General features: G+C 72.0%; 13 protein-coding genes and 3 pseudogenes. 5 read left to right on the plus strand and 11 right to left on the minus strand.

Annotated features, from left to right (window positions below):
* Nucleotides 1-69 precede the first annotated feature (69 nt).
* Together glgP and ABD794_RS05755 are read left to right on the plus strand one after the other, a co-directional pair.
* On the plus strand, nt 70-2,697 hold the full coding sequence (gene glgP / locus ABD794_RS05750) for an alpha-glucan family phosphorylase (protein ID WP_344961243.1): 2,628 nt from the start codon (nt 70-72) through the stop codon (nt 2,695-2,697).
* A gap of 98 nt (nt 2,698-2,795) precedes the next feature.
* Entirely contained in the window at nt 2,796-3,296 is a 501-nt protein-coding gene (locus tag ABD794_RS05755; RefSeq protein WP_344961245.1) for a hypothetical protein, read from the plus strand.
* A 40-nt stretch (nt 3,297-3,336) separates the two neighbouring features.
* Here ABD794_RS05755 and ABD794_RS05760 read toward each other — a convergent pair whose 3' ends face one another.
* Nucleotides 3,337-3,975 carry a TetR/AcrR family transcriptional regulator gene (locus ABD794_RS05760; RefSeq protein ID WP_344961247.1) on the minus strand — a complete coding sequence of 213 codons (639 nt, stop codon included), beginning with the start codon at nt 3,973-3,975 and terminating at the stop codon, nt 3,337-3,339.
* Between the two features lie 68 nt (nt 3,976-4,043).
* On the opposite strand from ABD794_RS05760, the gene ABD794_RS05765 reads away from it, so the two are divergent.
* The gene (locus tag ABD794_RS05765; RefSeq protein WP_344961249.1) at nt 4,044-4,979 is read left to right on the plus strand and encodes a zinc-binding dehydrogenase; all 936 of its coding nucleotides are present in this window, start codon (nt 4,044-4,046) and stop codon (nt 4,977-4,979) included.
* Here ABD794_RS05765 and ABD794_RS05770 read toward each other — a convergent pair.
* The 3 genes and pseudogenes from ABD794_RS05770 to ABD794_RS05780 all read right to left on the minus strand — a co-directional run.
* Nucleotides 4,963-5,172 (minus strand): annotated as a pseudogene (locus ABD794_RS05770) (TetR/AcrR family transcriptional regulator); the annotation flags it as partial. The gene ABD794_RS05765 and the pseudogene ABD794_RS05770 sit on opposite strands and share 17 nt — an antisense overlap.
* A 316-nt stretch (nt 5,173-5,488) precedes the next feature.
* Nucleotides 5,489-5,704 (minus strand): hypothetical protein, encoded by a 216-nt coding sequence (locus ABD794_RS05775; RefSeq protein ID WP_344961251.1) that lies wholly within the window; start codon nt 5,702-5,704, stop codon nt 5,489-5,491.
* Between the two features lie 107 nt (nt 5,705-5,811).
* Nucleotides 5,812-6,996 (minus strand): helix-turn-helix domain-containing protein, encoded by a 1,185-nt coding sequence (locus ABD794_RS05780; RefSeq protein WP_344961263.1) that lies wholly within the window; start codon nt 6,994-6,996, stop codon nt 5,812-5,814.
* A gap of 83 nt (nt 6,997-7,079) precedes the next feature.
* Between ABD794_RS05780 and ribD the strand changes: the two genes are divergently transcribed.
* Nucleotides 7,080-7,808: a bifunctional diaminohydroxyphosphoribosylaminopyrimidine deaminase/5-amino-6-(5-phosphoribosylamino)uracil reductase RibD gene (gene ribD, locus ABD794_RS05785; RefSeq protein WP_344961254.1), complete on the plus strand. Its 729-nt coding sequence runs from the start codon at nt 7,080-7,082 to the stop codon at nt 7,806-7,808.
* 67 nt (nt 7,809-7,875) lie between these two features.
* On the opposite strand, the gene ABD794_RS05790 is transcribed toward ribD, so the two are convergent.
* The 7 genes and pseudogenes from ABD794_RS05790 to glgX all read right to left on the minus strand — a co-directional run bounded on the left by ABD794_RS05790 (nt 7,876) and on the right by glgX (nt 20,196).
* A complete protein-coding gene (locus ABD794_RS05790; protein WP_344961256.1) occupies nt 7,876-9,360 on the minus strand; it encodes a M4 family metallopeptidase in 1,485 nt (494 codons plus the stop codon).
* 119 nt (nt 9,361-9,479) lie between these two features.
* Nucleotides 9,480-11,031, minus strand: a pseudogene (locus ABD794_RS05795) (M4 family metallopeptidase).
* Nucleotides 11,032-11,298: 267 nt separating this feature from the next.
* Entirely contained in the window at nt 11,299-11,721 is a 423-nt protein-coding gene (locus tag ABD794_RS19285) for a proprotein convertase P-domain-containing protein (protein WP_486389114.1), read from the minus strand.
* Between the two features lie 113 nt (nt 11,722-11,834).
* On the minus strand, nt 11,835-13,577 hold the full coding sequence (locus ABD794_RS05800; protein ID WP_486389115.1) for a M4 family metallopeptidase: 1,743 nt from the start codon (nt 13,575-13,577) through the stop codon (nt 11,835-11,837).
* 354 nt (nt 13,578-13,931) lie between these two features.
* On the minus strand, nt 13,932-15,782 hold the full coding sequence (locus ABD794_RS18610) for an ABC transporter ATP-binding protein (protein ID WP_425585931.1): 1,851 nt from the start codon (nt 15,780-15,782) through the stop codon (nt 13,932-13,934).
* Nucleotides 15,779-17,834, minus strand: a pseudogene (locus tag ABD794_RS18615) (ABC transporter ATP-binding protein). Before ABD794_RS18615 ends, ABD794_RS18610 begins: the two are co-directional and overlap by 4 nt.
* A 34-nt stretch (nt 17,835-17,868) precedes the next feature.
* The gene (glgX, locus tag ABD794_RS05810) at nt 17,869-20,196 is read right to left on the minus strand and encodes a glycogen debranching protein GlgX (protein WP_425585932.1); all 2,328 of its coding nucleotides are present in this window, start codon (nt 20,194-20,196) and stop codon (nt 17,869-17,871) included.
* A gap of 424 nt (nt 20,197-20,620) precedes the next feature.
* On the opposite strand from glgX, the gene ABD794_RS05815 reads away from it, so the two are divergent.
* A partial coding sequence (locus tag ABD794_RS05815) for an Ig-like domain-containing protein (RefSeq protein ID WP_344961260.1) occupies nt 20,621-20,987 on the plus strand: 367 nt, incomplete at its 3' end.

A 20,987-nucleotide genomic window follows, 5' to 3' on the forward strand; every position in this document is an offset into this window, starting at 1 on the left:
GGTCAGGCAGAAGGGGGCACTTGGCGTCTTGGCCCGCGACCGCGGGCCCGCGCCGCTACCGTCGTGCACGTGAAGGCCATTCGTCGATTCAGCGTGCGCCCCGTCCTTCCGGAGCCCCTACGACCGCTCAGCGAGCTGGCGCGCAATCTGCGCTGGTCCTGGCATCCCGAGACCCGTGAGCTGTTCCAGATCCTCGACGCCGAGGGGTGGCGGGCCGCCGACGGCGACCCGCTGCGGCTGCTGGGCGCCGTGCCCGCCGCCCGGCTCGCCGCCCTCGCCGACGACCGCCGCTTCCGCCGGCGCCTCGCGGCCGCGGCCGACGACCTGCACGACTACCTCACCGGCAACCGCTGGTACCAGGAGCAGCCCGCCGGGCTGCCGGCCGCGATCGCCTACTTCTCGCCCGAGTTCGGCATCACCGCCGCCCTGCCGCAGTACAGCGGCGGCCTCGGCATCCTCGCCGGCGACCACCTGAAGTCCGCCAGCGATCTCGGCGTCCCGCTCATCGGCGTCGGACTCCTCTACCGCCACGGCTACTTCCGCCAGGCGCTCTCCCGCGAGGGATGGCAGCAGGAGCACTATCCGCTGCTCGACCCCAACGAGCTCCCGCTCACCCTGCTGCGCGAGGACGACGGCACGCCGAGCGTCATCGCCCTCGCCCTGCCCGGCGGCCGCTCGCTGCGCGCCCACGTCTGGAAGGCCGAGGTCGGCCGGGTGCCGCTGCTGCTGCTCGACTCCGACGTCGAGGAGAACGCCAGCGGCGAGCGCGACGTCACCGACCGCCTCTACGGCGGGGGCAGCGAGCACCGGCTGCTCCAGGAGATGCTGCTGGGCATCGGCGGCGTCCGCGCCGTGCGCACCTACTGCCGGCTCACCGGCCATCCGACGCCCGAGGTCTTCCACACCAACGAGGGGCACGCCGGCTTCCTCGGCCTCGAACGCATCCGTGAACTCACCGCGGACGGGCTGGACTTCGACGCCGCCCTGGAGAGCGTCCGGGCCGGAGCGGTCTTCACCACCCACACGCCCGTCCCCGCCGGCATCGACCGCTTCGACCGCGGCCTGGTCGCCCGCCACTTCGCCGACGACGCCGAACTCCCCGGCATCGACCCGGACCTCGTCCTCGGCCTGGGCGCCGAGGACTACCCCGGCGGCGACCCGGCCCTGTTCAACATGGCCGTCATGGGCCTGCGCCTGGCCCAGCGCGCCAACGGCGTCTCCACCCTCCACGGGCAGGTCAGCCGGCAGATGTTCGCCGGCCTCTGGCCCGGATTCGACGCCGACGAGGTGCCGATCACCGCCATCACCAACGGCGTCCACGCCCCCACCTGGGTCGCCCCCGAGGTCTTCCGCCTCGGCGCCCGCCGGGTCGGGGTCGGGCGCACGGAGGACGCCCTCACCCTCGGCGGCTCCGAGCGCTGGGACTCGATCGCCGAGATCTCCGACGCCGACGTCTGGGAGCTCCGCCGCACCCTGCGCGAACAGCTCGTCGAGGAGGTGCGCGAGCGGCTGCGCGCCTCCTGGCGCGAGCGCGGCGCCGGCACCGCCGAACTCGGCTGGATCGACGGGGTCCTCGACCCCGACGTCCTCACCATCGGCTTCGCCCGCCGCGTCCCCTCCTACAAGCGCCTGACCCTGATGCTCCGGGACCGCGAACGCCTCACCCGGCTGCTCCTGGACCCGCAGCGCCCGATCCAGATCGTCGTCGCGGGCAAGGCCCACCCCGCGGACGACGGCGGCAAGCGCCTCGTCCAGGAACTGGTGCGGTTCGCCGACGACCCGGCCGTCCGCCACCGGATCGTCTTCCTCCCGGACTACGGCATGGCCATGGCGCAGAAGCTGTACCCCGGCTGCGACGTCTGGCTCAACAACCCCCTCCGCCCCCTGGAGGCGTGCGGCACCTCCGGCATGAAGGCCGCGCTCAACGGCTGTCTCAACCTCTCGGTCCTGGACGGCTGGTGGGACGAGTGGTACGAGCCGGACTTCGGCTGGGCCATCCCCACCGCGGACGGCTCCGGCACGGACGAGGAACGCCGCGACGACCTGGAGGCGGCGGCCCTCTACGACCTGCTCGCCGAGCGCGTCGCCCCGCGCTTCTACGACCGCGGCCCGGGCGGCCTCCCCGGCCGCTGGATCGAGATGGTCCGCGGCACACTGGCCACGCTCGGCCCCAAGGTCCTCGCCGGCCGCATGGTCCGCGAGTACGTCGGCCACCTCTACCACCCGGCGGCGGAGTCCCAGCGCGCCCTCACCCCCGACGCGGCCCGCGAACTCGCCGCCTGGAAGGCCAGGGTCCGCGCGGCGTGGCCGGGCGTCGCCGTGGACCACGTCGAGACCGTCTCCGAGGGCCCGTTGAACGGCACCGCCGAGCTGGGCTCGACCGCCACCTTGCGCGTCAGCGTCACCCTCGGCGATCTCGACCCCTCCGACGTCGAGGTCCAGGCCCTGGCCGGCCGGGTGGACCCGGCCGACCGCCTGACCGGCACCTCGGCCTTCCCCCTCAAGCCGGCCGCGGCCCCCGCCCTCGACGGCCGCCGCCTCTACGAGGGCTCCCTCACCTTCGACCGCACGGGCCCCTTCGGCTACACGGTCCGCATCCTCCCCGCCCACCGACTGCTGGCGCAGGGCGCGGAGATGGGCCTGGTGGCGGCGCCGGCGGAGGCGTCGGGGGAGGCGGCGGGGGTGTTGATGCGGTAGCTCGGCCAACGGGGCGACAGGGAGCGGCCATGGGGTGGTCAAGGCTTGGCCATTGGTTGCCCCATGGCCCGTCGGTGCCGCTTAGGGTGGGGCCGATCATGAGATCTCGTATCGGCTCCCTCCTGCTCCTGCTGCTGGGCCTGTTCCTCTGCGCACTCGGCGCGCTCAAGGCGCCGTACGCGGCGGGCTGGGCAGGAGATCCGGGCACGCTGACCGTGAGGTACTGCCGCTACACCCCGGGGGACCGCGGGACGGACCGGCCGCACTGCTACGGGGACTTCGCTCCCGATGACGGGAGTTACGCCGAGGGGCCGGTCCATCTCGACGAGAAGCACGACGTCGGTGAGAAGGTCCGCCTGTCCCGGAAGGGCGCGGCGAGCTACCAGCACCTCGCCCCGACCGTCGCGTTGGGCTGGTTCAGCCTGCTGCTGGGCGGGGTGGCCTGCGTATTCCGCTGGGCGCTCCCGGGGCTGCTCGTCGATACGCGCTGGGCCGATTCGGACCGCCGACCGCAACGGCTCGTCCGGTTGCAGCGGTTGGGCGGCTTCGCCTTCTGGGGCGCGATCCTCTGCTTCGGGATCTTCATCGCCCTCGACTGAGCCCGGGCGGATGACACGAAGCGGGCGTCGTCCTGCTCGCTCAGCTGTCCTGTGCCGCCAGTGCCGCGACCGTGGGGATCACCGCGAAGGATTTGTGCATGTGCCGGATGAGGGCCGCGCGGTCCTGCTGTGCGGCGCCCGATGAGGTCCATGTCTCCAGTGCGCAGTGCCAGGCGGCCAGCATGAGATCGAGCAGCAGGCGCAGTTCGGTGTGGCCCGGGGACCGTCCGGCCAGCCGGTCCGCCACGATCCGGACGACGTTCGCGGAGACCTCCGAGCAGTGGCGCAGGCTGTGTGCGGTCAGGGCCGGGGTACGGTCGGCCAGGCTGCGGCTGGCCAGGAAGCGCTGCTCCCATCCGTCCGCCATCTGCTCCAGTGCCGTGAACAGCGCGTCCTTGTAGGCGCCGAGCAGGTGCTCGCCGGTCAGGGGCCGGGTCCCGATGCCCGTGAGGTAGGCGGCCCACAGTTCCTTCTCCGGGGCCAGTGCCACGTCTTCCTTCGAGACGAACGTACGGAAGAAGGTGCGCTTGGAGATTTCCACCGCATCGACGATCTCGTCCAGTGTCACCGAGGTGAAGTCCCGCGCGGTGAACAGCTCGAGGGCCGTATCGACCAGAGCTTGTCGGGTCCGCAGCTTCTTGCGCTCACGCAGCGGCAGTCCATTCGGGTTCTTCTGCACGGGAGGCAGCCTACCAGCCGCTTTTGCCTCTTGTAGGCTTACGCCACTCAGTGGCACTATCTCTCGTCATGAAGGCGCTGACGATTGATCACACGGCACCCGGACACCTCGCTCTCACCGAGGTGGCCGACCCCGAACCCGCCGCCCACCAGGCCCTGGTACAGATCCATTCCTTCTCCCTCAACGCCGGCGAGGTCCACCATGTGGTTCCCGAGGGCGAAGCCGGCACGGTGCCCGGCTGGGACGCCTCGGGCGTGGTGGTCCGGGCGGCCGCCGACGGCTCCGGTCCCATGGTCGGCACCCCCGTCGTCACGCTGGGGGCGGATGGCGCCTGGGCCGAACTGCGCGCCGTGGACACCGATTTGATCGGCGCCGTGCCCGAGGGGGCCGACCTCGGCCCCATCAGTACGCTGCCGGTCGCGGCGGGCACGGCCCTGCGCGCCCTGCGCCGCATCGGTCCGATCCTGGGGCGGCGGGTCCTGGTGACCGGCGCGGGCGGCGGCGTGGGCCGTTTCGCCCTGCAACTCGCGGCCCGGGGCGGCGCACATGTCACCGCAGTGACCGGCGATCCGGCGAAGGCGGACGCGCTGCGGGCACTCGGCGCCCACGAGATCGTCACCGACCTGGCCGCGCTCCGGCACCTCGAGCCGGTGCACGGCGTGGTCGAACTGGTCGGCGGTGCCCACTTGGTCGCCGCGCACGACGTCCTGGCCGATCACGGCGTGCTGGTCGCCGCAGGCCACATATCCGGCGACGGCGAGCAGTTCCCCTACGGAGCCCTCTTCGGCAACGACCGTCGTCACAACCGCCAGATCGCCACTTACTTCCTGCTGGACGACGCCGTAGGACTGGGCGCCGACCTCACCTGGCTCGCCGCACTCACCGCCCGCGGCGAACTGGACCCGCAGGTCGCCCTGCGTACCGACTGGACCCAGGTGGCGCGGGCGGCCGCCGAACTTGCAGGCCGCCGCGTGCCGGGCAAAGCCGTCATCGACGTTCGGTAAGGGGCAGGGCAGCCCGGTCCGCCGGCTTCTTCCGCACCGCCACCGTCTGCGCCATCCCCGACAGGAAGTCCGTGGACAGCTCGTGCACCTCGTGGACGAGCGGGCGCAGCACGCGGAAGCGGGCCAGGGAGACGCCGCGGGCGGTGAGCCGGGTGCCGCGGGAGGTGAGGCGGCGGCCGTGCCGCGTACGTCCCAGGTCCGGGCCGTGCCCGCCCGCACGAGGACGCTGTAGACGTCCCGTCGCCGCGAGACGATGGCGCCTTGCCCGATGCCGACGGCGCGGAACGCCGCCTCGACCGCTTCGTCGGTGCGAATGCCGGGAAGCCGGTCTTCAACTGTCCCCGCAGACAAGTGAATGATGTCGAACCGCCGCCCGACCTCGATGCTGGGCATCCGTCCCATGGCCCACGCCTCATGGATCTCCCGGGGGCGGACCGCCCGGGAGACGAGCCATCGGGCGCCGGGGTGGCCGAGCGTTGAGCACCGCTCCCACGCGGCTTGGTGCGAGCTCATCGGTGACCCCCGTGAGGGTGCCGACGCAGCTCGACGTTGCAGTCGACGACGCGGGACAGGTCCCCGGCCCGCCGTGCGTCCGAGCGTTGCCTGGCCAGGGCAAGGCAGACGTCGCAACCGGGTTCGGGTTCGGGGTCGTGCCCGAATCCCGCCGCGGCATCGGAGAGCCGGGCCCGGCGGGCCCGGTCCTGCGGGGTTCGGCGTAGGGGCATGTGCGACTCCATGCACTGTTGACGTGCGGGTCGTCACATGGTGCTGGCGGCACGGCGTCGGAACTATCAGAGCCCCCTGACAGTCCCGGCCACGGATTCACATTCCGCTATGAGGCCAGCCAGGCACCGTAGTTGATGAAGTCATCCGGCATGCGCCGTTTCGCCGACTCAAGACCGGAGTACGTCTCGCGCACCGTCGGGTGGTACCGCGTCTGCTGGGGCGCCAGCCTGCGGGCTTCCAGCAGGTTACGGAAGGCCGCGTCCGTACGTCCGGTCCATAGCTGGGCACGGGCCACCTCTGCGTAGTGGTGGGCCGTCCGGGACGGCGGCCAGCCGCCGGGCAGCCTGAGCCGCTCCGCCTGCTCAACGGCCTCGCCGTACCGGTCCAGTTCGGCGAGGATGCTCACGCGGTGCACCGCGACGTTGGCCGGCCCGAAGGACAGCCAGTGCACCCTCTCGGCCGGTCCGGTACGCCCGGCGATCCGCCCGGCTTCGGCGAGGTGCCCTTCCGCGGTCTCGCCGTCCTTGTCGCGTCCCGCCAGCACGGCGGCCCCCAGATGCAACTGGCCCGTCACAACGTCGCGTTCGCGCCCGGACTCCGCCTGCTCCAGCCGGGACATCCCGAGCCCGACCAGCCGCTTCCCGGTGCGGTAGTCGCTGGCCCGCAGGTAGGCCAGTGCTCGCAGGTACTGCCGCATGCCGCCCAGTACTGGGTCGGAGGCCCGCTGGGCCGCCCATTCCAGACGGTCCAGGGCGATGGCCGACAGGTCGATGAACCCCAGCTTGGTGGCCACGTCGTATGCGGTCCGGTACCCGGAGGCGAGCATTCGCCACGCCTCGGTCGTTCCGTCCTCGTGTGCGACCGTGGTCGCCTCACGGATCAGGGACGGCAGCGCGGCGGCCACCCGCTTGATGTCGGTCGCCCGCACCAGCGCGCACAACTCGTCCGCCTCCCGGGTCAACTCACCGAGCCGGCGTGGAACGAGCTCCGGATCGGCTCCCAGGTCGTACAGGTCGAGCGCCTCGCGGATCGGCTGGATCAGCCCGTCGAGCCGGTCCTGACGCAGCTCCGCCAGGTAGGGCTGCCCGGTCAGTTCGGTCACGGGAAGCGACAGGGCGCGTGCGAGCGCGCCGATCACGGAGGGACTCGCGGGCAGGTACCCCTGTTCCACCTTCGTCAGGGTGCTGTACGAGACGTTGCTCCTGTCGGCCAGCTCCCGCTGAGTCAGCCGGCGCCGCTTGCGCGCCCTCGCGATCCGTGCCCCGGTGTTCTCTTCGACGCGACCTGGCATGCTGAACTCCGTTCTGCTCGTCACCAGGACGGTACCCCCGTCAGAGCCGGTTCCCGGTACCAACATCTACCCGGATGAGGCCCATGCACGTCAGCGCGCTTGTCGGCACCAACGAATGGCACACTGCCGACGGTCGGCCGTACGTCGTCTACAAGTACGCGGCAACGTTGGACGGCCGGATTGCCGCAGCGGACAGCACCAGCCAATGGATCACAAGTCCGGAGTCCCGTGCTGAAGTTCATGCCTTGCGGGCCGCTTGCCAGGCCACCGTTGTCGGCTCCGGAACCCAGCAGGCCGACAATCCCCATCTCGCGGTCCGCTCGGTGAAGGACGACCCCTATCTCGTCGTCGCCGTCCCCGCAGACCAGCAGCCCTGGCGCGTGATCGTCGACACCAACGCCCGCACCCCGGCCGACGCCCGTGTCCTCGACGCCGCCGCCCCTACGCTGATCGCCGTCGCCGAGGACGCCGACGCCGCCCACCTGGACGACGTCGCAACTCTGGTACGACTGCCCCGGGTCAAGGAGGGACTGGACATCGCTGCACTGCTGCGGGAGCTCAACCAGCGCGGCGTTCGCGGCATGTTCCTCGAAGGCGGCCCGACACTGGCGGCCTCCTTCGTCTCGGCGGGACTGGTCGACCGTGTCATTGCCTACATCGCGCCCGCACTCCTCGGTCAGGGCAAGAGCGCACTCCAGGGCGGCACCATCGGGACGATCGGTGACATCCTCCGTTGCGACCTCTTGGACGTGGCCCGTTCCGGCCCGGACGTCCGGCTGGTCGCACGCCCGCGCGGCGGCGTGAGGGGCTGAACGCCGAAGGGCCTCGCCGTGATCCGGTGAGGCCCTTCGTGAACCCGGAACCGGGCGAAGCGCCCGCCTACTTGACGTTCACGCCGTCCCACGCCGCCTGAACGGTCTTGTACTGCTTGCTCTTCGTGCCGTACAGGTCCCGCGCCGCCTTCAGGGTCGCGGAGCGCGCGCCCTTGTAGTTCGTCGTCGACGTCATGTACGTCGTCACGGCCTTGTACCAGATCTTCTCTGCCGCGCCCCGGCCTATGCCCGCCACCTTCTTGCCGTTCTTGGTGGGGCTGTTGTAGGTGACGCCGTTGATGGTCTTCTTGCCGCTGCCCTCGGCGAGCAGGTAGTAGAAGTGGTTGCCGACGCCCGAGGAGAGGTGCGGGTCGAGGTCGTCCAGGCCCTTGAACCAGTAGTCGGCCGAGTGGCCGTCCTTGCTCGGGCGGTCCATGTAGCGCTCCGGCTTCGCGCCGAGCTTCTCCATGAAGAGGTAGTCCGCCGGGTCCTTGGGGTTCTTGGCGCGGAACTCGACCATGGCGGCGAAGATGTCGGACGTCGCCTCGTCGAGGCCGCCGGACTCGCCGAAGTAGTAGAGCCCGGCCGTGGCGCCGGTGACGCCGTGGCTCATCTCGTGGGCGGCGACGTCCAGGGAGGTGAACGGGCGCTTGTTGCCCGGGCCGTCGCCGTAGGCCATGAAGAAGTTGTCGTTGTCCCAGAAGGCGTTGTCCATGTTGTCGTCGTAGTGGACGTACGACGGGGCGCCCTTGCCGTCGTTGCGGATGCCCTTGCGGCCGTGCACGGACTTGAAGTAGTCCCACGTCTCGGCGGCGCCGTACTGGGCGTCGACGGCGGCGGTCTGGGGCATGGACCCCTTGCCGTTGCCCCAGGTGTCGGTGGGGTTGCTGAAGCCGGGGAACGGGCCCTGCTCGATCTTTCGGTGGCGGGCGTTGAACACCTGGTTGCCGCCGCGCGCCGGGTCCTTCAGGACGAAGTTCTTGCCGGACTTCACCGAGTTGACCTTGACCTTGCCGCTCCACTGGCTGTTGCCGGTGCCGCTGCGGACGGCCTCGTGGGCGAACAGCCGCTTGCCGCTGGTCGCGTCGGTGATGACGTGGAGGCGGCTGGGCGTGCCGTCCTTCTGCCGGCCGGTGACGACGGTCTCGTACGCGAGGACGGGCTTGCCCTTGGCCGCCCAGATCACCTTGCGCGGCTCCTGGCCGGTGGGGGCATCGGCGGACGTCGCCGCCACGGCGGAGCGGCGGGCCGTCGGGGCGGGGACCTTGGCCCGGGTGGTGGGGACCTTGATGGTCTCCTCCGTGGCCTTGGTGACGTCCTCGACCGTGCCGTTCCCGGACTTGTGGACGACGAGGTCGCCGCCGAGGACGGGCAGGCCCTCGTAGGTGCGCTCGTAGCGGGTGTGGACGGTCCCGTCGGGGTCCGTGACCGTGCCGCGCGGGATGAGCTTCTCCTTGGCACCCAGACGCAGGGCCTTGGCCGGGTCCTCGGCGTGGGCGGGTGTCGCGGCGACGCCCGCGGCGAGGAGGGTGGCGGCGACGGCGGGCCGCACTGGCGGCGAGGGCGGGACGGGGCACGCGGGGGGCTCCAGATCGTTCGGGGGAGGGGGAGGGAGGGAAAGACGACGGCGAGCGGTCGCCCCGGAAGGGGGCAACCGCTCGCCGCGGTGGGTTACTTGACGTTCACGCCGTCCCAGGCCGCCTGGACCGACTTGTACTGGCCGCTCTTCGTGCCGTACAGGTCCCGGGCCGCCTTCAGGGTCGCGGCGCGCGCGCCCTTGAAGTTGGTGGTGGAGGTCATGTAACGGGTCAGCGCCTTGTACCAGATCTTCTCGGCGGCGCCGCGGCCGATGCCGCGGACCTTCTTGCCGCCCCAGGTCGGGCTGTTGTAGGTGACGCCGTTGATGGTCTTCTTGCCGTTGCCCTCGGCGAGCAGGTAGAAGAAGTGGTTGGCGACGCCGGAGGAGAAGTGGACGTCGAGGTCGCCGACGTTCGGACGCCAGTAGTCGGCGGAACGGCCGTCCTTGCTGGGCTTGTCCATGTAGCGCAGCGGCTTGCCGAGCTTCTCGCCCATCAGGTAGTCGCCCTTGTCCTTGCCGTTGCGGGCGTAGAACTCGACGGCGGTACCGAAGATGTCGGAGGTGGCCTCGTTGAGGCCGCCGGACTCACCGGCGTAGCGCAGGCGGGCGGTGGCCGAGGTGACGCCGTGCGTCATCTCGTGGCCGGCCACGTCCAGGGACGTCAGGGGCTTGCTGTTGCCCTTGCCGTCGCCGTAGACCATGCAGAAGCAGTCGTCCGACCAGAACGCGTTGTTGTAGTTCTGGCCGAAGTGCACGAAGGAGTTGGCGGCGCGGGCCGTCGCCCCGGATGCCCTTGCGCTTGTGGACGTTGAGGTAGTAGTCCCAGGTCTTGGCGGCGCCGTACTGGGCGTCCACGGCGGCGCTCTGGCCGTTGCTCTGCTTGCCGTTGCCCCAGACGTCGCGGGAGTTGGCGAAGGCCGGGAAGCTGTTGCCGCCGTTCTTGTTCTTCGCGTGGTACGTGACGTGCCCGCCGCGCGCCTTGTCCTGCATGTAGAACTTGCCGCCGGCCTTGACCGAGTTGACGGGCACCTTGCCGTTGTAGATGCCGGTGCCGGAGCCGGTCTCGATGGCCTGGTACTCGTCCAGCTTCTTGCCGGTGGTCGCGTCGGTGACCACGTGCAGCTCGCTGGGCGTGCCGTCGTGCTGGACACCGCCGACGACGCTCTCGTAGGCCAGGACGGGCTTGCCCGAGGCGGCCCAGATCACCTTGCGGGGGGCCTGGTTGCGCACGAACGCGCCGGCGCCGTCGTCCTTCTTCGCCGCGGCGAGCGCGGTGCGGCCGGCGGCCGGGGCGGGGACCTTGGCCCGGGTGGTGGGGACCTTGATGGTCTCCTCCGTGGCCTTGGTGACGTCCTGGACCTTGCCGTTGGCCGACTGCTGGACGACCACGTCGCCGCCGATGACCGGCAGGCCCTCGTAGGTGCGCTCGTAGCGGGTGTGCACGGTGCCGTCCTCGTCGGTGACCGTGCTGCGCTCGACGAGCTTCTCCTTGGCGCCGAGGTGCAGGGCCTTGGCGGGGTCCTCGGCGCCGGCGGCCTGGGCCGCGGTGCCGGTGAAGCCGGCGGCGATGAGGGCCGCGCGCGATGGTGGCCGCGCCTCGCCGCGACGGCGGGACGACGGGCTATTCGGGTGTGGCGCACACAAGCTCCTGGCAGGTGAAGAGTGCCGGTCGCGGAGGTCGCGACCGAGCGTCAGTTTGCTCGAACTCGCGTGCGCTTTCCTGTGAATATCGAGGTGTATGGGGGCTGCGGTTTGGTAAAGATTCGCTGAAGTTTCCGGATGTGGGGGTCATTGGGGCGAATCGCTCATCCGCTTGTTTCTCCGGGCGGAACGCGAAGGCGCCGCCCGGGGGAGTCGTACTCACCCCGGACGGCGCCCGGTTCAGTGGTGCCGGGTGTTTCAGGAGGTGCCTCAGAAGGTCAGGCGCCACTTGTCGATGCGGCCCGAGTCGCCCGAGTAGACGTCCTGGACCTGGAGCTTCCAGGTGCCGCTCGCCGTCACGCCGGAGGCGTCCACGGTGTACGACTCGTTGACGTCCGCGCCCGAGTCCCAGGCATCGGAGTCCTTCAGGCGCCAGGTCTTCCCGTCCGGGGCCACCAGGTCGACCGTCAGGTCGCCGCGGTAGGTGTGCGTGATGTTCACGTCCACCTTCAGCGCCGACGAGCCGTTGCCGCTGCGGGTGACGACGATGGGCGAGGTGACGGCCGCGCCCGCGTCCGGGATGGCCACCGGGGTGCCGTTCTCGAAGACGCTGCCGCCGCCCGTGGTGTTGACGGTCCACTTGAAGGACGCCGAACCGGTCTTGCCGGAGCCGTCCTTGGCCGTCACCGTCACATTGCTGGTGCCGGTGGTGGTCGGGGTGCCGGAGATCAGGGCCGGTCGAGGAGTTGATGCTCAGGCCGGCCGGCAGCCCGGTGGCGGACCAGGTCACCGAGCCGGTGGTGCCGCTACGACTTCACCTGGAGCGAGACCGCCTGGTTGACGACGCTGGTCTGGTCGCCGGGGCTGGTCACCGAGACGCCGGTGGAGGCCCGGCTGCCGACGTTGATGGCGGCCCAGGCGTTGGCCACGTTGTTGTACGTCTCGCTGCCGACGCCGAAGAGCTCGCCGGCCGCCCACAGGGTGGCGTCCCGCGCGCCCGCGTAGTTGGTGTTGGACTGCATGCGCTCGGTCAGCGCCTTGAACCAGATCTTCGCGGCGTTGTCCCGGCCGATGCCGGTGACGGGCTGGCCGTCGGAGGTCGGGCTGTCGTAGTGGACCCCGCCGATGTCCTTGGGGCCACTGCCCTCGGAGGCCAGGTAGAACCAGTGGTTGGCCGGGCCCGACGAGTAGTGCACGTCGATGCCGCCGAGGCCGGAGTACCACGCGTCCTTGGACCGGCCGTCACGGCTGGGCTTGTCCATGTAGCGCAGCGGCGTGCCGTTGCCGTTGATGTCGATCTTCTCGCCGATGAGGTAGTCGCCCGGGTCCTTGGGGTTGTTGGCCCAGAACTCGACGGCGGTGGCGAAGATGTCGGAGGTGGCCTCGTTGAGACCGCCGGACTCCCCGCTGTAGGTGAGGTTGGCGGTGGCGGAGGTGACGCCGTGGGTCATCTCGTGGCCGGCCACGTCGATCGACGTCAGCGGGATGCCGTTGCCGTCGCCGTAGGTCATGCAGAAGCAGCTGTCGTCCCAGAAGGCGTTGACGTAGTTGTTGCCGTAGTGGACCCGGCTGTAGGCGCCGACGCCGTCACCGCGTATGCCGGTGCGGCCGTGCACGTTCTTGTAGTAGTCCCAGGTGAGCTGCGCGCCGTAGTGCGCGTCGGCGCCGGCCGTGGCGGGGTCGCTGTTGGTGCCGTTGCCGAAGACGTCGTTGGGCGAGGTGATGATCGAACCGGTGCCCGACGAGCCGTGGTTGAGGTTGTACGTCTTGTGGCCGCCGCGGGTCTGGTCCCACAGCTGGTAGGTGCTGCCCACCTTGCTGGTGCCGATGGTCACCTGGCCGCTGTGCTGGGTGTTCCCGGTGCCGGTCTTGACGTCCTGGAACTCGGCGAGCTTCTTCCCGGACTTCGCGTCGGTGATCACGTGCAGCCGGCTGGGCGTGCCGTCGTGCTGGACGCCGCCGACGACCGTCTCGTACGCGAGCACGGGCTTGCCCTGGGCCGCCCAGACGACCCTGCGGGGCGCCTTGTCGGGCTTGGAGGCCTTGGAGCCCTGCGCGGCCGCGGCCTTGACGGCGTCCTTCTCGGCGGTGGCGGCGGCCAGCGACGGGGTGGTCGTGGCGAGCGCCAGGCGCTGCTTGGTCGCCTTGGCGACGGTCGCGACCTTGCCGGCCTTCGTCGAGTCCACGACCAGGTCGCCGCCCAGCACGGGCAGACCGTCGTAGGTCCGCTCGTAACGGGTGTGCAGCGCCCCGTTGTTGTCCTTGACGACGTCCTTGACGACCAGCTTCTCCTTCTCGCCGAGGCCCAGGGTGCGCGCGGTCTCCGCCTTGGTGGCGTCGGCGTGGCGCAGCAGTTCGGTGCGCTGCGAGGGCGAGAGCTTGGCGGGCAGGGCGCCCGGGTCGGCCTTGTAGATCTTCTGGCGGGGCGCCGGCTTCGCGGCGTCGGTGCCGGCGGTGGCGGACGTGGCCTGGACTCCGGCGGTGAGCATCGCGCCGGCGGCGACGAGGGCACCGATGGCGACGGCACGTCTATGGGGGGTGGGTCTCACGCTGACTCCTTCTGCGGTGACCACACGGGTGGCGGTGGCCGATGGGAGAGGGGACGGCACGGGGGCCGTCCGCTGTTCACGGCAGAACCAGTGGAGAAGAGGAAGAGGAGAAAAGAGGGACTTCGACCGGTGTGGGGGGCTGTACCTGTGGGGGGTGTTCCAGCGCTGGTCGTGGGAAGAGTGCCACGGCGCCAGGTACATGTCAGGACCGAGTCGGTAAGTTGGCTGGAAAATGTCCGTTGGCCAAAGATCGCTGTCCGCATAGCGGTTGGGGCGGGCCGGGGCAGGGCCCCGGGCCCAACTCGGCCTTGAGCCCGGCCCTGTCCCCGGCCCCGGCCCCGTCCCGCCCCGCCCTCAGACCAGGCTCTCCCGCCACGCCCGGTGCAGCTCGGCGAACCGGCCCTCGCCTGCCGTGAGTTCCTCCGGTGTGCCGTCCTCGACGATCCGTCCGCCCTCCATCACCAGTACCCGGTCCGCGATCTCCACGGTGGACAGCCGGTGCGCGATGACCACCGCCGTCCGCCCGCGCAGCACCGTGCGCAGGGCGCGTTGCACCGCCCGCTCGCCCGGGATGTCCAGGGAGGACGTGGCCTCGTCGAGGACGAGCACGGCCGGATCGGCGAGCAACGCGCGCGCGAAGGAGACCAGTTGGCGCTGTCCGGCGGAGATGCGGCCGCCGCGCTTGCGGACGTCGGTGTCGTAGCCGTCGGGCAGGGCGGCGATGAAGTCGTGGGCGCCGATGGCCCGCGCCGCCCGCTCGATCTCCTCGCGGGTCGCGCCGGGGCGGCCGACGGCGATGTTCTCGGCGATCGTGCCGGAGAAGAGGAACGCCTCCTGCGTCACCATCACCACGTTGCGGCGCAGCTCGGCGGTCGACAGGTCGCCCAGCGGGACGCCGTCGAGGAGGACGCGGCCCTCGGTCGGGTCGTAGAAGCGCGCGAGGAGCTTGGCGAGGGTGGACTTGCCGGCGCCCGTCGAGCCGACGACCGCCACCGTCCGCCCGGCGGCGAGTGTGAGGCCGAAGCGGGGAAGGACCTCGCCGCCCGTGCGATAGGCGAAGCGCGTCGCCTCGAAGACGACCTCGCGGCCCGGGGACCCGGCCGGGCGCTCCGGGAGGGACCGTGGGGCGGCGGGCTCCGGAACGGAGGGGCGCTGGGCCAGCAGCCCGGCGATCTTCTCCAGCGAAGCGGCCGCGGCCTGGTACGAGTTGAGGAACATGCCGAGCTGGTCCAGCGGATCGTACAGACGCCGCAGGTAGAGCACGGCGGCCGCCAGGACGCCGAGCTCCAGGGAGCCGCCGGCGACCCGGTGGGCGCCCCAGACCACGATCACCGCCAGGGCCGTGTTGGCCAGGGCCCTGCTCGTCATCACATAGCGGCCCATGGCGGTCATCGCGTCCGCGTTGGTCCGCAGGTGGCGCCGGTTGAGCTCGCCGAAGTGCGCCTCGTTGGCGGCCTCCCGGCGGAACGCCTGCACCGGGCGGATGCCGTTCATGGTCTCGGTGAACTTCACGATCATCGCCGCGGCCGCCGTGGACCTGCGGCGGTGCACGTCCAGGGAGCGGCGCCGGTAGGCGCGGACGGCCAGGGCGAGGGGGACGAACGAGACGACGGCGGCGGTCCCCGTGCCCCAGTCGAGCCAGAGCAGCGTCGCCGAGACGAGCAGCACCGACGCGACGATGCCCAGCAGTTCCTGGAGGCCGTCGTTGAGCAGCTCGCGCAGGTTCTCGACGTCCGTGGTGGCGCGGGAGATCAGCCGGCCGGAGGTGTAGCGCTCGTGGAAGTCGACGCTGAGGGCCTGCGCGTGCCGGAAGATGCGGCCGCGCAGGTCGAGCAGGACGTCCTGGCCGGCGCGGGCCGACACCCGGATGAACGCCAGCTGGAGCAGGCCCGAGGCCAGGGCGCACCCCAGGTAGGCGGCGCCGATGGCGGTGAGCGGCCCGTAGTCGTGGCGGCGGACGGCGGGCACGGCCCGGTCGATCGCGTACGCCACGAGCAGCGGGCCCGCCTGCACGGCGGCCTGTTGGAGGAGCAGCAGGAGCAATGTGCCTCGTACGCGCCCCCGGACGGGGGCGAGCAGGGACCGCAGGAGCGCGAGGGAGGCGCCCTTCGGAGCGGGCAGCACGTCCCGGGCGACGGGGTCCTCGACGGGGCCGGGCCGCTGTCCGTCCTCGGTGTCCGGCGGTCCGGTGACGGTGGAGGTCATCGGGGGGTGTCCCCTTCCCCGGGCCGCCCGGGGAGCGGGCCCGTCATCAGCGTCGCGTACTCCTCGCTCGCGCGCAGCAGTTCGTGGTGGGTGCCGACGGCGGCGATCCGGCCGCCGGAGAGGAGCGCCACCCGGTCCGCGAGGAGCACGGTGGAGGGCCGGTGGGCGACGACGAGGGCGGTCGTGGTGGCCAGCACCTCGCGCAGCGCCCGTTCGACGAGGGCTTCGGTGTGCACGTCGAGGGCGGACAGCGGGTCGTCGAGGACGAGGAAGCGGGGGCCGCCCGATCACCGCCCGGGCCAGGGCGAGCCGCTGCCGCTGCCCGCCGGACAGGCTCAGGCCCTGCTCGCCGACCTGGGTCCGGTGGCCCTGCGGGAGCGCTTCGACGAACCCGTCCGCCTGGGCTACGGCCAACGCGCTGCGGAGGGCGTCCTCATGGGCCCCGTCCGCGCCCATGAGGACGTTCTCGCCCGCGCTCGCGGAGAACAGGGTGGGCTCCTCGAAGGCCATGGACACCAGCTCGCGCAGCCGCTCGCGGGGGAGCGCGGTGATGTCCTGCCCGTCGAGGGTGATCCGCCCGGAAGTGGCCTCGTGGAGCCGGGGGATGAGCGCGGTCAGTGTGGTCTTGCCACTGCCCGTGGCCCCGACGAGGGCCATGGTCTCCCCGGGCCGCACGTGCAGGTCCACCCCGTCGAGCACGGGCGGGGAGCCGGGCGGGGCGTCGGGATAGCGGAAGACGACACGGTCGAGGCGCAGCCCTTCGGCGCCGGTGGCGCCGCCGGGCCCGTACGGCCCGGGCCGGACCGCGGCGCGCGCGGCACCGCCCGGTCCCGTCGCCCCCACCCCGGGATCGCCCCGGGGCCCGGGTGCGGCCGGACCCGGCGCGGACCCCGCGCGGTCCTCCGCGGCCGGGCCCGCGCCCGCCCCGGGCGGCTGAGTCCCAACGGAAGCGCGTGCCCGGCCACTTGGCGCACATGGCGCGTCGGCGCCACGGCGTGCGGGCGCCTCCCGCGGTCGGGATGCCGCCGACCCGGAATCCGCGCCCGCCCCGGGCGCCTCCGCGTCCAGCACCTCGAAATACCGCTCCGTCGCTGTCGCCGACTCGTTCGCCAGGGCCAGCAGGAAGCCGATCGACTCCACCGGCCAGCGCAGGGCCAGGGCCGTCGACAGGAAGGCGACCAGGGCGCCCGCGGTCAGGGCGCCGTCGGCGACCTGCTGGACGCCGAGGATCAGCGCCGCGCCGATCGCCAGCTCCGGCAGGATCATGATCAGGGCCCAGAGCATGCCCAGCAGACCGGCCTTGTGGAGCTCCGTCGTCCGGAGCCGGGCGGAGAGCGCGGCGAAGGCGCGCTCCTGGGCGCGGTGCCGGCCGAAGCCCTTGGTGATGCGGATGCCGAGGACGCTCTCCTCCACCACCGTGGTCAGGTCGCCGACCTGGTCCTGGGCGGTGCGCGCCGCGTGCGAGTACCGCTCCTCGAAGTAGCGGCAGAGGACGACGAGGGGGACGACGGGGGCGAGCAGCACCAGCCCCAGCGTCCACCGCTGGAGCAGCAGGATGACGAAACCGATCGTGATCGTCAGCCCGTTGACCACCAGGAAGGTCACCGCGAAGGCCAGGAAGATCCGCAGCAGCATCAGGTCGGTGGTGGCGCGGGAGAGCAACTGGCCCGAGGGCCAGCGGTCGTGGAAGGCGACGGGCAGCCGCTGGAGGTGCCGGTAGAGCGCGGACCGCATGGCCGCCTCGACCTCGGCGAGCGGCTGCGCCAGCAGCAGCCGCCGCAGCCCGAACAGCCCGGCCTCCAACAGGCCCAGCACCAGGATCGTCAGGCCGCCCAGCCACACCCCCGACGGATCGCGGCCGGCGATCGGGCCGTCCACGAGCTGCTTGAGGGCGAGCGGAATGACCAGGCTCATCGACGAAGCGACCACGGCCACGGCCGTGCCCACGACCAACCTGCCGCGCGCCGGGCGGACGAACGGCGCGAGGCGCAGCAGCGAGCGCACGGCCGAGCGGTGCGCGGCGGATCCCGAAGGTTCACTGTGTGTGGTCATCAGGAGCGAGCGTACGGTTCGCCACTGACACCTCTCACTCGGTTTTCCGTCCTGGTCCGCTGGACGGATCCCCCTCCTCCCCCTCCCGGCCCGGCAGCACCTTCCACACCCCAACGGACCGCTCCCGCACGGAAATTGACGCCCCCGCGTCGCTCCGCACGCCCGGCGCCGCGTCCTGCTCCTCCAGGGAGGTGTCGACGAGGAGCTCGTACGCGTCCGCCCACGGCGGGCCCGGCAGGGTGACGTCGAGGGGGCGGTCCCCGGCGTGCAGGACGACCAGGAAGCTGTCGTCGGTCACGGGCCGCCCGTCCGGCCCGTGCTGCGGGATGTCCCCGCCGGAGAGGTACATGCCGAGCGTGGCGGCGGGCGCGTACCAGTCGGCCTCGGTCATCTCCGTGCCGCGCGCCGTGAACCAGGCGAGGTCCCGCAGGCCGTCGGCCGACTGGGGACGGCCGGAGAAGAAGGTGCGGCTGCGCAGGACGGGGTGGGCGCGGCGCAGGGCCAGCAGCCGGGCGGCGAGGTCGGCGAGGGCGCGCCAGCCCGGGTCGTCCAGGAGCGACCAGTCGACCCAACTCACCGCGCCGTCCTGGCAGTAGGCGTTGTTGTTGCCGTCCTGGGTGCGGCCCATCTCGTCGCCCGCCACCAGCATCGGCACCCCGGTGGACAGCAGGAGCGTGGTCAGCAGGTTGCGGATCTGGCGCCGGCGGAGGGCCAGGACGGCGGGGTCGCCGGTGGGGCCCTCGGCGCCGCAGTTCCAGGAGCGGTTGTCGTCGGTGCCGTCCCGGTTGCCCTCGCCGTTGGCCTCGTTGTGCTTGCGCCCGTAGCTGACCAGGTCGCGCAGGGTGAAACCGTCGTGCGCGGTCACGAAGTTGACGGAGGCGTACGGCCGCCGGCCGCCCCAGGCGTAGAGGTCGCTGGAGCCCGAGAGCCGGTAGCCCAGGTCCCGTACGTCCGGCAGGGCGCCGCGCCAGAAGTCGCGGACGGCGTCGCGGTAGCGGTCGTTCCACTCGGTCCACAGCGGGGGGAAGGCCCCGACCTGGTAGCCGCCGGAGCCCACGTCCCAGGGCTCGGCGATGAGCTTGACCCGGCGCAGCACGGGGTCCTGGGCGATGACGGCGAGGAAGGGCGAGAGCATGTCGACGTCGTGCATCGACCGGGCGAGCGCCGCCGCGAGGTCGAAGCGGAAGCCGTCGACGCCCATCTCGGTGACCCAGTAGCGCAGCGAATCGGTGATCAGACGCAGCACGTTGGGCTGGACGACGTGCAGGGTGTTGCCGCAGCCGGTGTAGTCGGTGTAGCGGCGGGGGTCGTCCGCCAGGCGGTAGTAGCGCCGGTTGTCGATGCCGCGCAGCGACAGGGTCGGCCCGAGTTCGCCGCCCTCGGCGGTGTGGTTGTAGACGACGTCGAGGATGACCTCGATGCCGGCCGCGTGCAGGGCCCGGACCATCCGCTTGAACTCGCCGACCTGCTGCCCGCGGGTCCCGGTGGCCGCGTATCCGGCGTGCGGGGCGAAGTAGCCGATGGAGTTGTAGCCCCAGTAGTTGCGCAGCCCCCGGCGCAGCAGGTGGTCCTCGTGCGCGAACTGGTGCACCGGCAGCAGTTCCACGGCGGTGACGCCGAGGCGCGTCAGGTGCTCGACGGCCGCCGGGTGGGCCAGTCCGGCGTAGGTGCCGCGCAGCCGTTCCGGGACGCCGGGGTGGCGCATGGTGAAGCCGCGCACGTGCAGTTCGTAGATGACGGTGTCGGCCCAGGCGGTCTTGGGCCGGCGGTCGTCGGACCAGTCGTCGTCATCGGCGACGACGACGCCCTTGGGGACGTACGGCGCCGAGTCGCGCTCGTCGCGGACGGTGTCGGCCACGTGTTGCTGCGGCCAGTCGCGGACGTGCCCGTACACCTCCGGAGGCAGGACGAAGTCGCCGTCGACGGCGCGGGCACAGGGGTCGAGGAGGAGCTTGGCGGGGTTCCAGCGGGCGCCCGTCCAGGGGTCCCAGCGGCCGTGGACGCGGTAGCCGTAGCGCCGGCCGGGCCGGACGCCGGGCAGGAAGCCGTGCCATATCTCATGGGTCAACTCCCCCAGGGAGTACCGGCTTTCGCGCTGGCCGCCGGAGCCGTCGTCGTCGAAGAGGCAGACCTCCACGGCCTCCGCCCCGCCGGCCCACAGCGCGAAGTTGGTCCCGGCGACGCCGCGGGCGTCCACCCGGAAGCGGGCGCCCAGCGGCTCGGGGCTGCCCGGCCACACCGCCTGGCGGCGGCCGGCGGCGACCGGATGGCCGTTGACCGCGGCCGGGGGCGCCGGGGCCTTGGTCCCCTTGGCCTCGAAGTGAACGCCGTATGCCGTCTCTTGCTCGGGTGTGCTCGACACGTGTTTCGCCTCCGGCGGCTCTCGGACGGCGCGCCGGGCACCCGGCTTCCCGTTCCCGGTGTCTGGCGGTGCGGCCCCGCCCCGTGTCCGGGGCCTTGTGGGGTTTCCTTCCCACTCCTGCCCGGTTCCGCGCATGCGCTCACACGTGTGATCGGGGGCAGCAAGCGAGTGCCCTGTCGTTTTCCCGGGAGGAACCGTGTCGTTGGGACGGGTGTGACAGGATTTGCCCTCCCGCGTACCCTCCGCGGACTGTGCGCGCTCACCGCCCTCGCCGTCCTCAGCGGCTGTGCCGCGGAAGCGCTGCGGCCCGTGGCGCCGCGCATGACGCCCTCGGACGACCCGCGCCCGGCCCCCCGCGCTGATCCGCGTCACCCCGCACAACGGCGCGCGCGACGTCCGCACGGCGGACCGGTTCGAGGTGCGGGTGCGGGCGGGCCGGCTGGAGAAGGTGCGCGCGGTACGGGTCCGGGACGGCGTCCGCAAGCCGGTCAAGGGACGCATCTCCGAGGACGGTCACAGCTGGTACCCCAGGGGCCCGGTCGCGCTCGCCGCCCGCTACACCGTGGACGCCGTGGCCCGGGACGCGACGGGCCACCGCACCACGCGGCACAGCGAGTTCAGGACCTACGTGCCGGAGCACCGCTTCACCGCGTCCTTCGTCCCGGCCCCCGGATCCACGGTCGGCACCGGCATGATCGTCTCGTTCGCCTTCAGCCGTCCGGTGGCCGACCGGGCCGCCGTGGAGCGGGCCGTCCGCGTCACCGCGCGGCCGAGCGCGGAGGTCTCCGGGC

The organism is Streptomyces thioluteus (genome assembly GCF_039535865.1).

Excerpts from the sequence above, each read along its gene's own strand:
- ABD794_RS05755 (WP_344961245.1), top strand. The coding sequence starts at position 2,796 with ATGAGATCTCGTATCGGCTCCCTCCTGCTCCTGCTGCTGGGCCTGTTC.
- ABD794_RS05765 (WP_344961249.1), top strand. The coding sequence starts at position 4,044 with ATGAAGGCGCTGACGATTGATCACACGGCACCCGGACACCTCGCTCTC.
- ABD794_RS05775 (WP_344961251.1), bottom strand. The coding sequence starts at position 5,704 with ATGCCCCTACGCCGAACCCCGCAGGACCGGGCCCGCCGGGCCCGGCTC.
- ABD794_RS05780 (WP_344961263.1), bottom strand. The coding sequence starts at position 6,996 with ATGCCAGGTCGCGTCGAAGAGAACACCGGGGCACGGATCGCGAGGGCG.
- ribD (WP_344961254.1), top strand. The coding sequence starts at position 7,080 with ATGCACGTCAGCGCGCTTGTCGGCACCAACGAATGGCACACTGCCGAC.
- ABD794_RS18610 (WP_425585931.1), bottom strand. The coding sequence starts at position 15,782 with ATGACCTCCACCGTCACCGGACCGCCGGACACCGAGGACGGACAGCGG.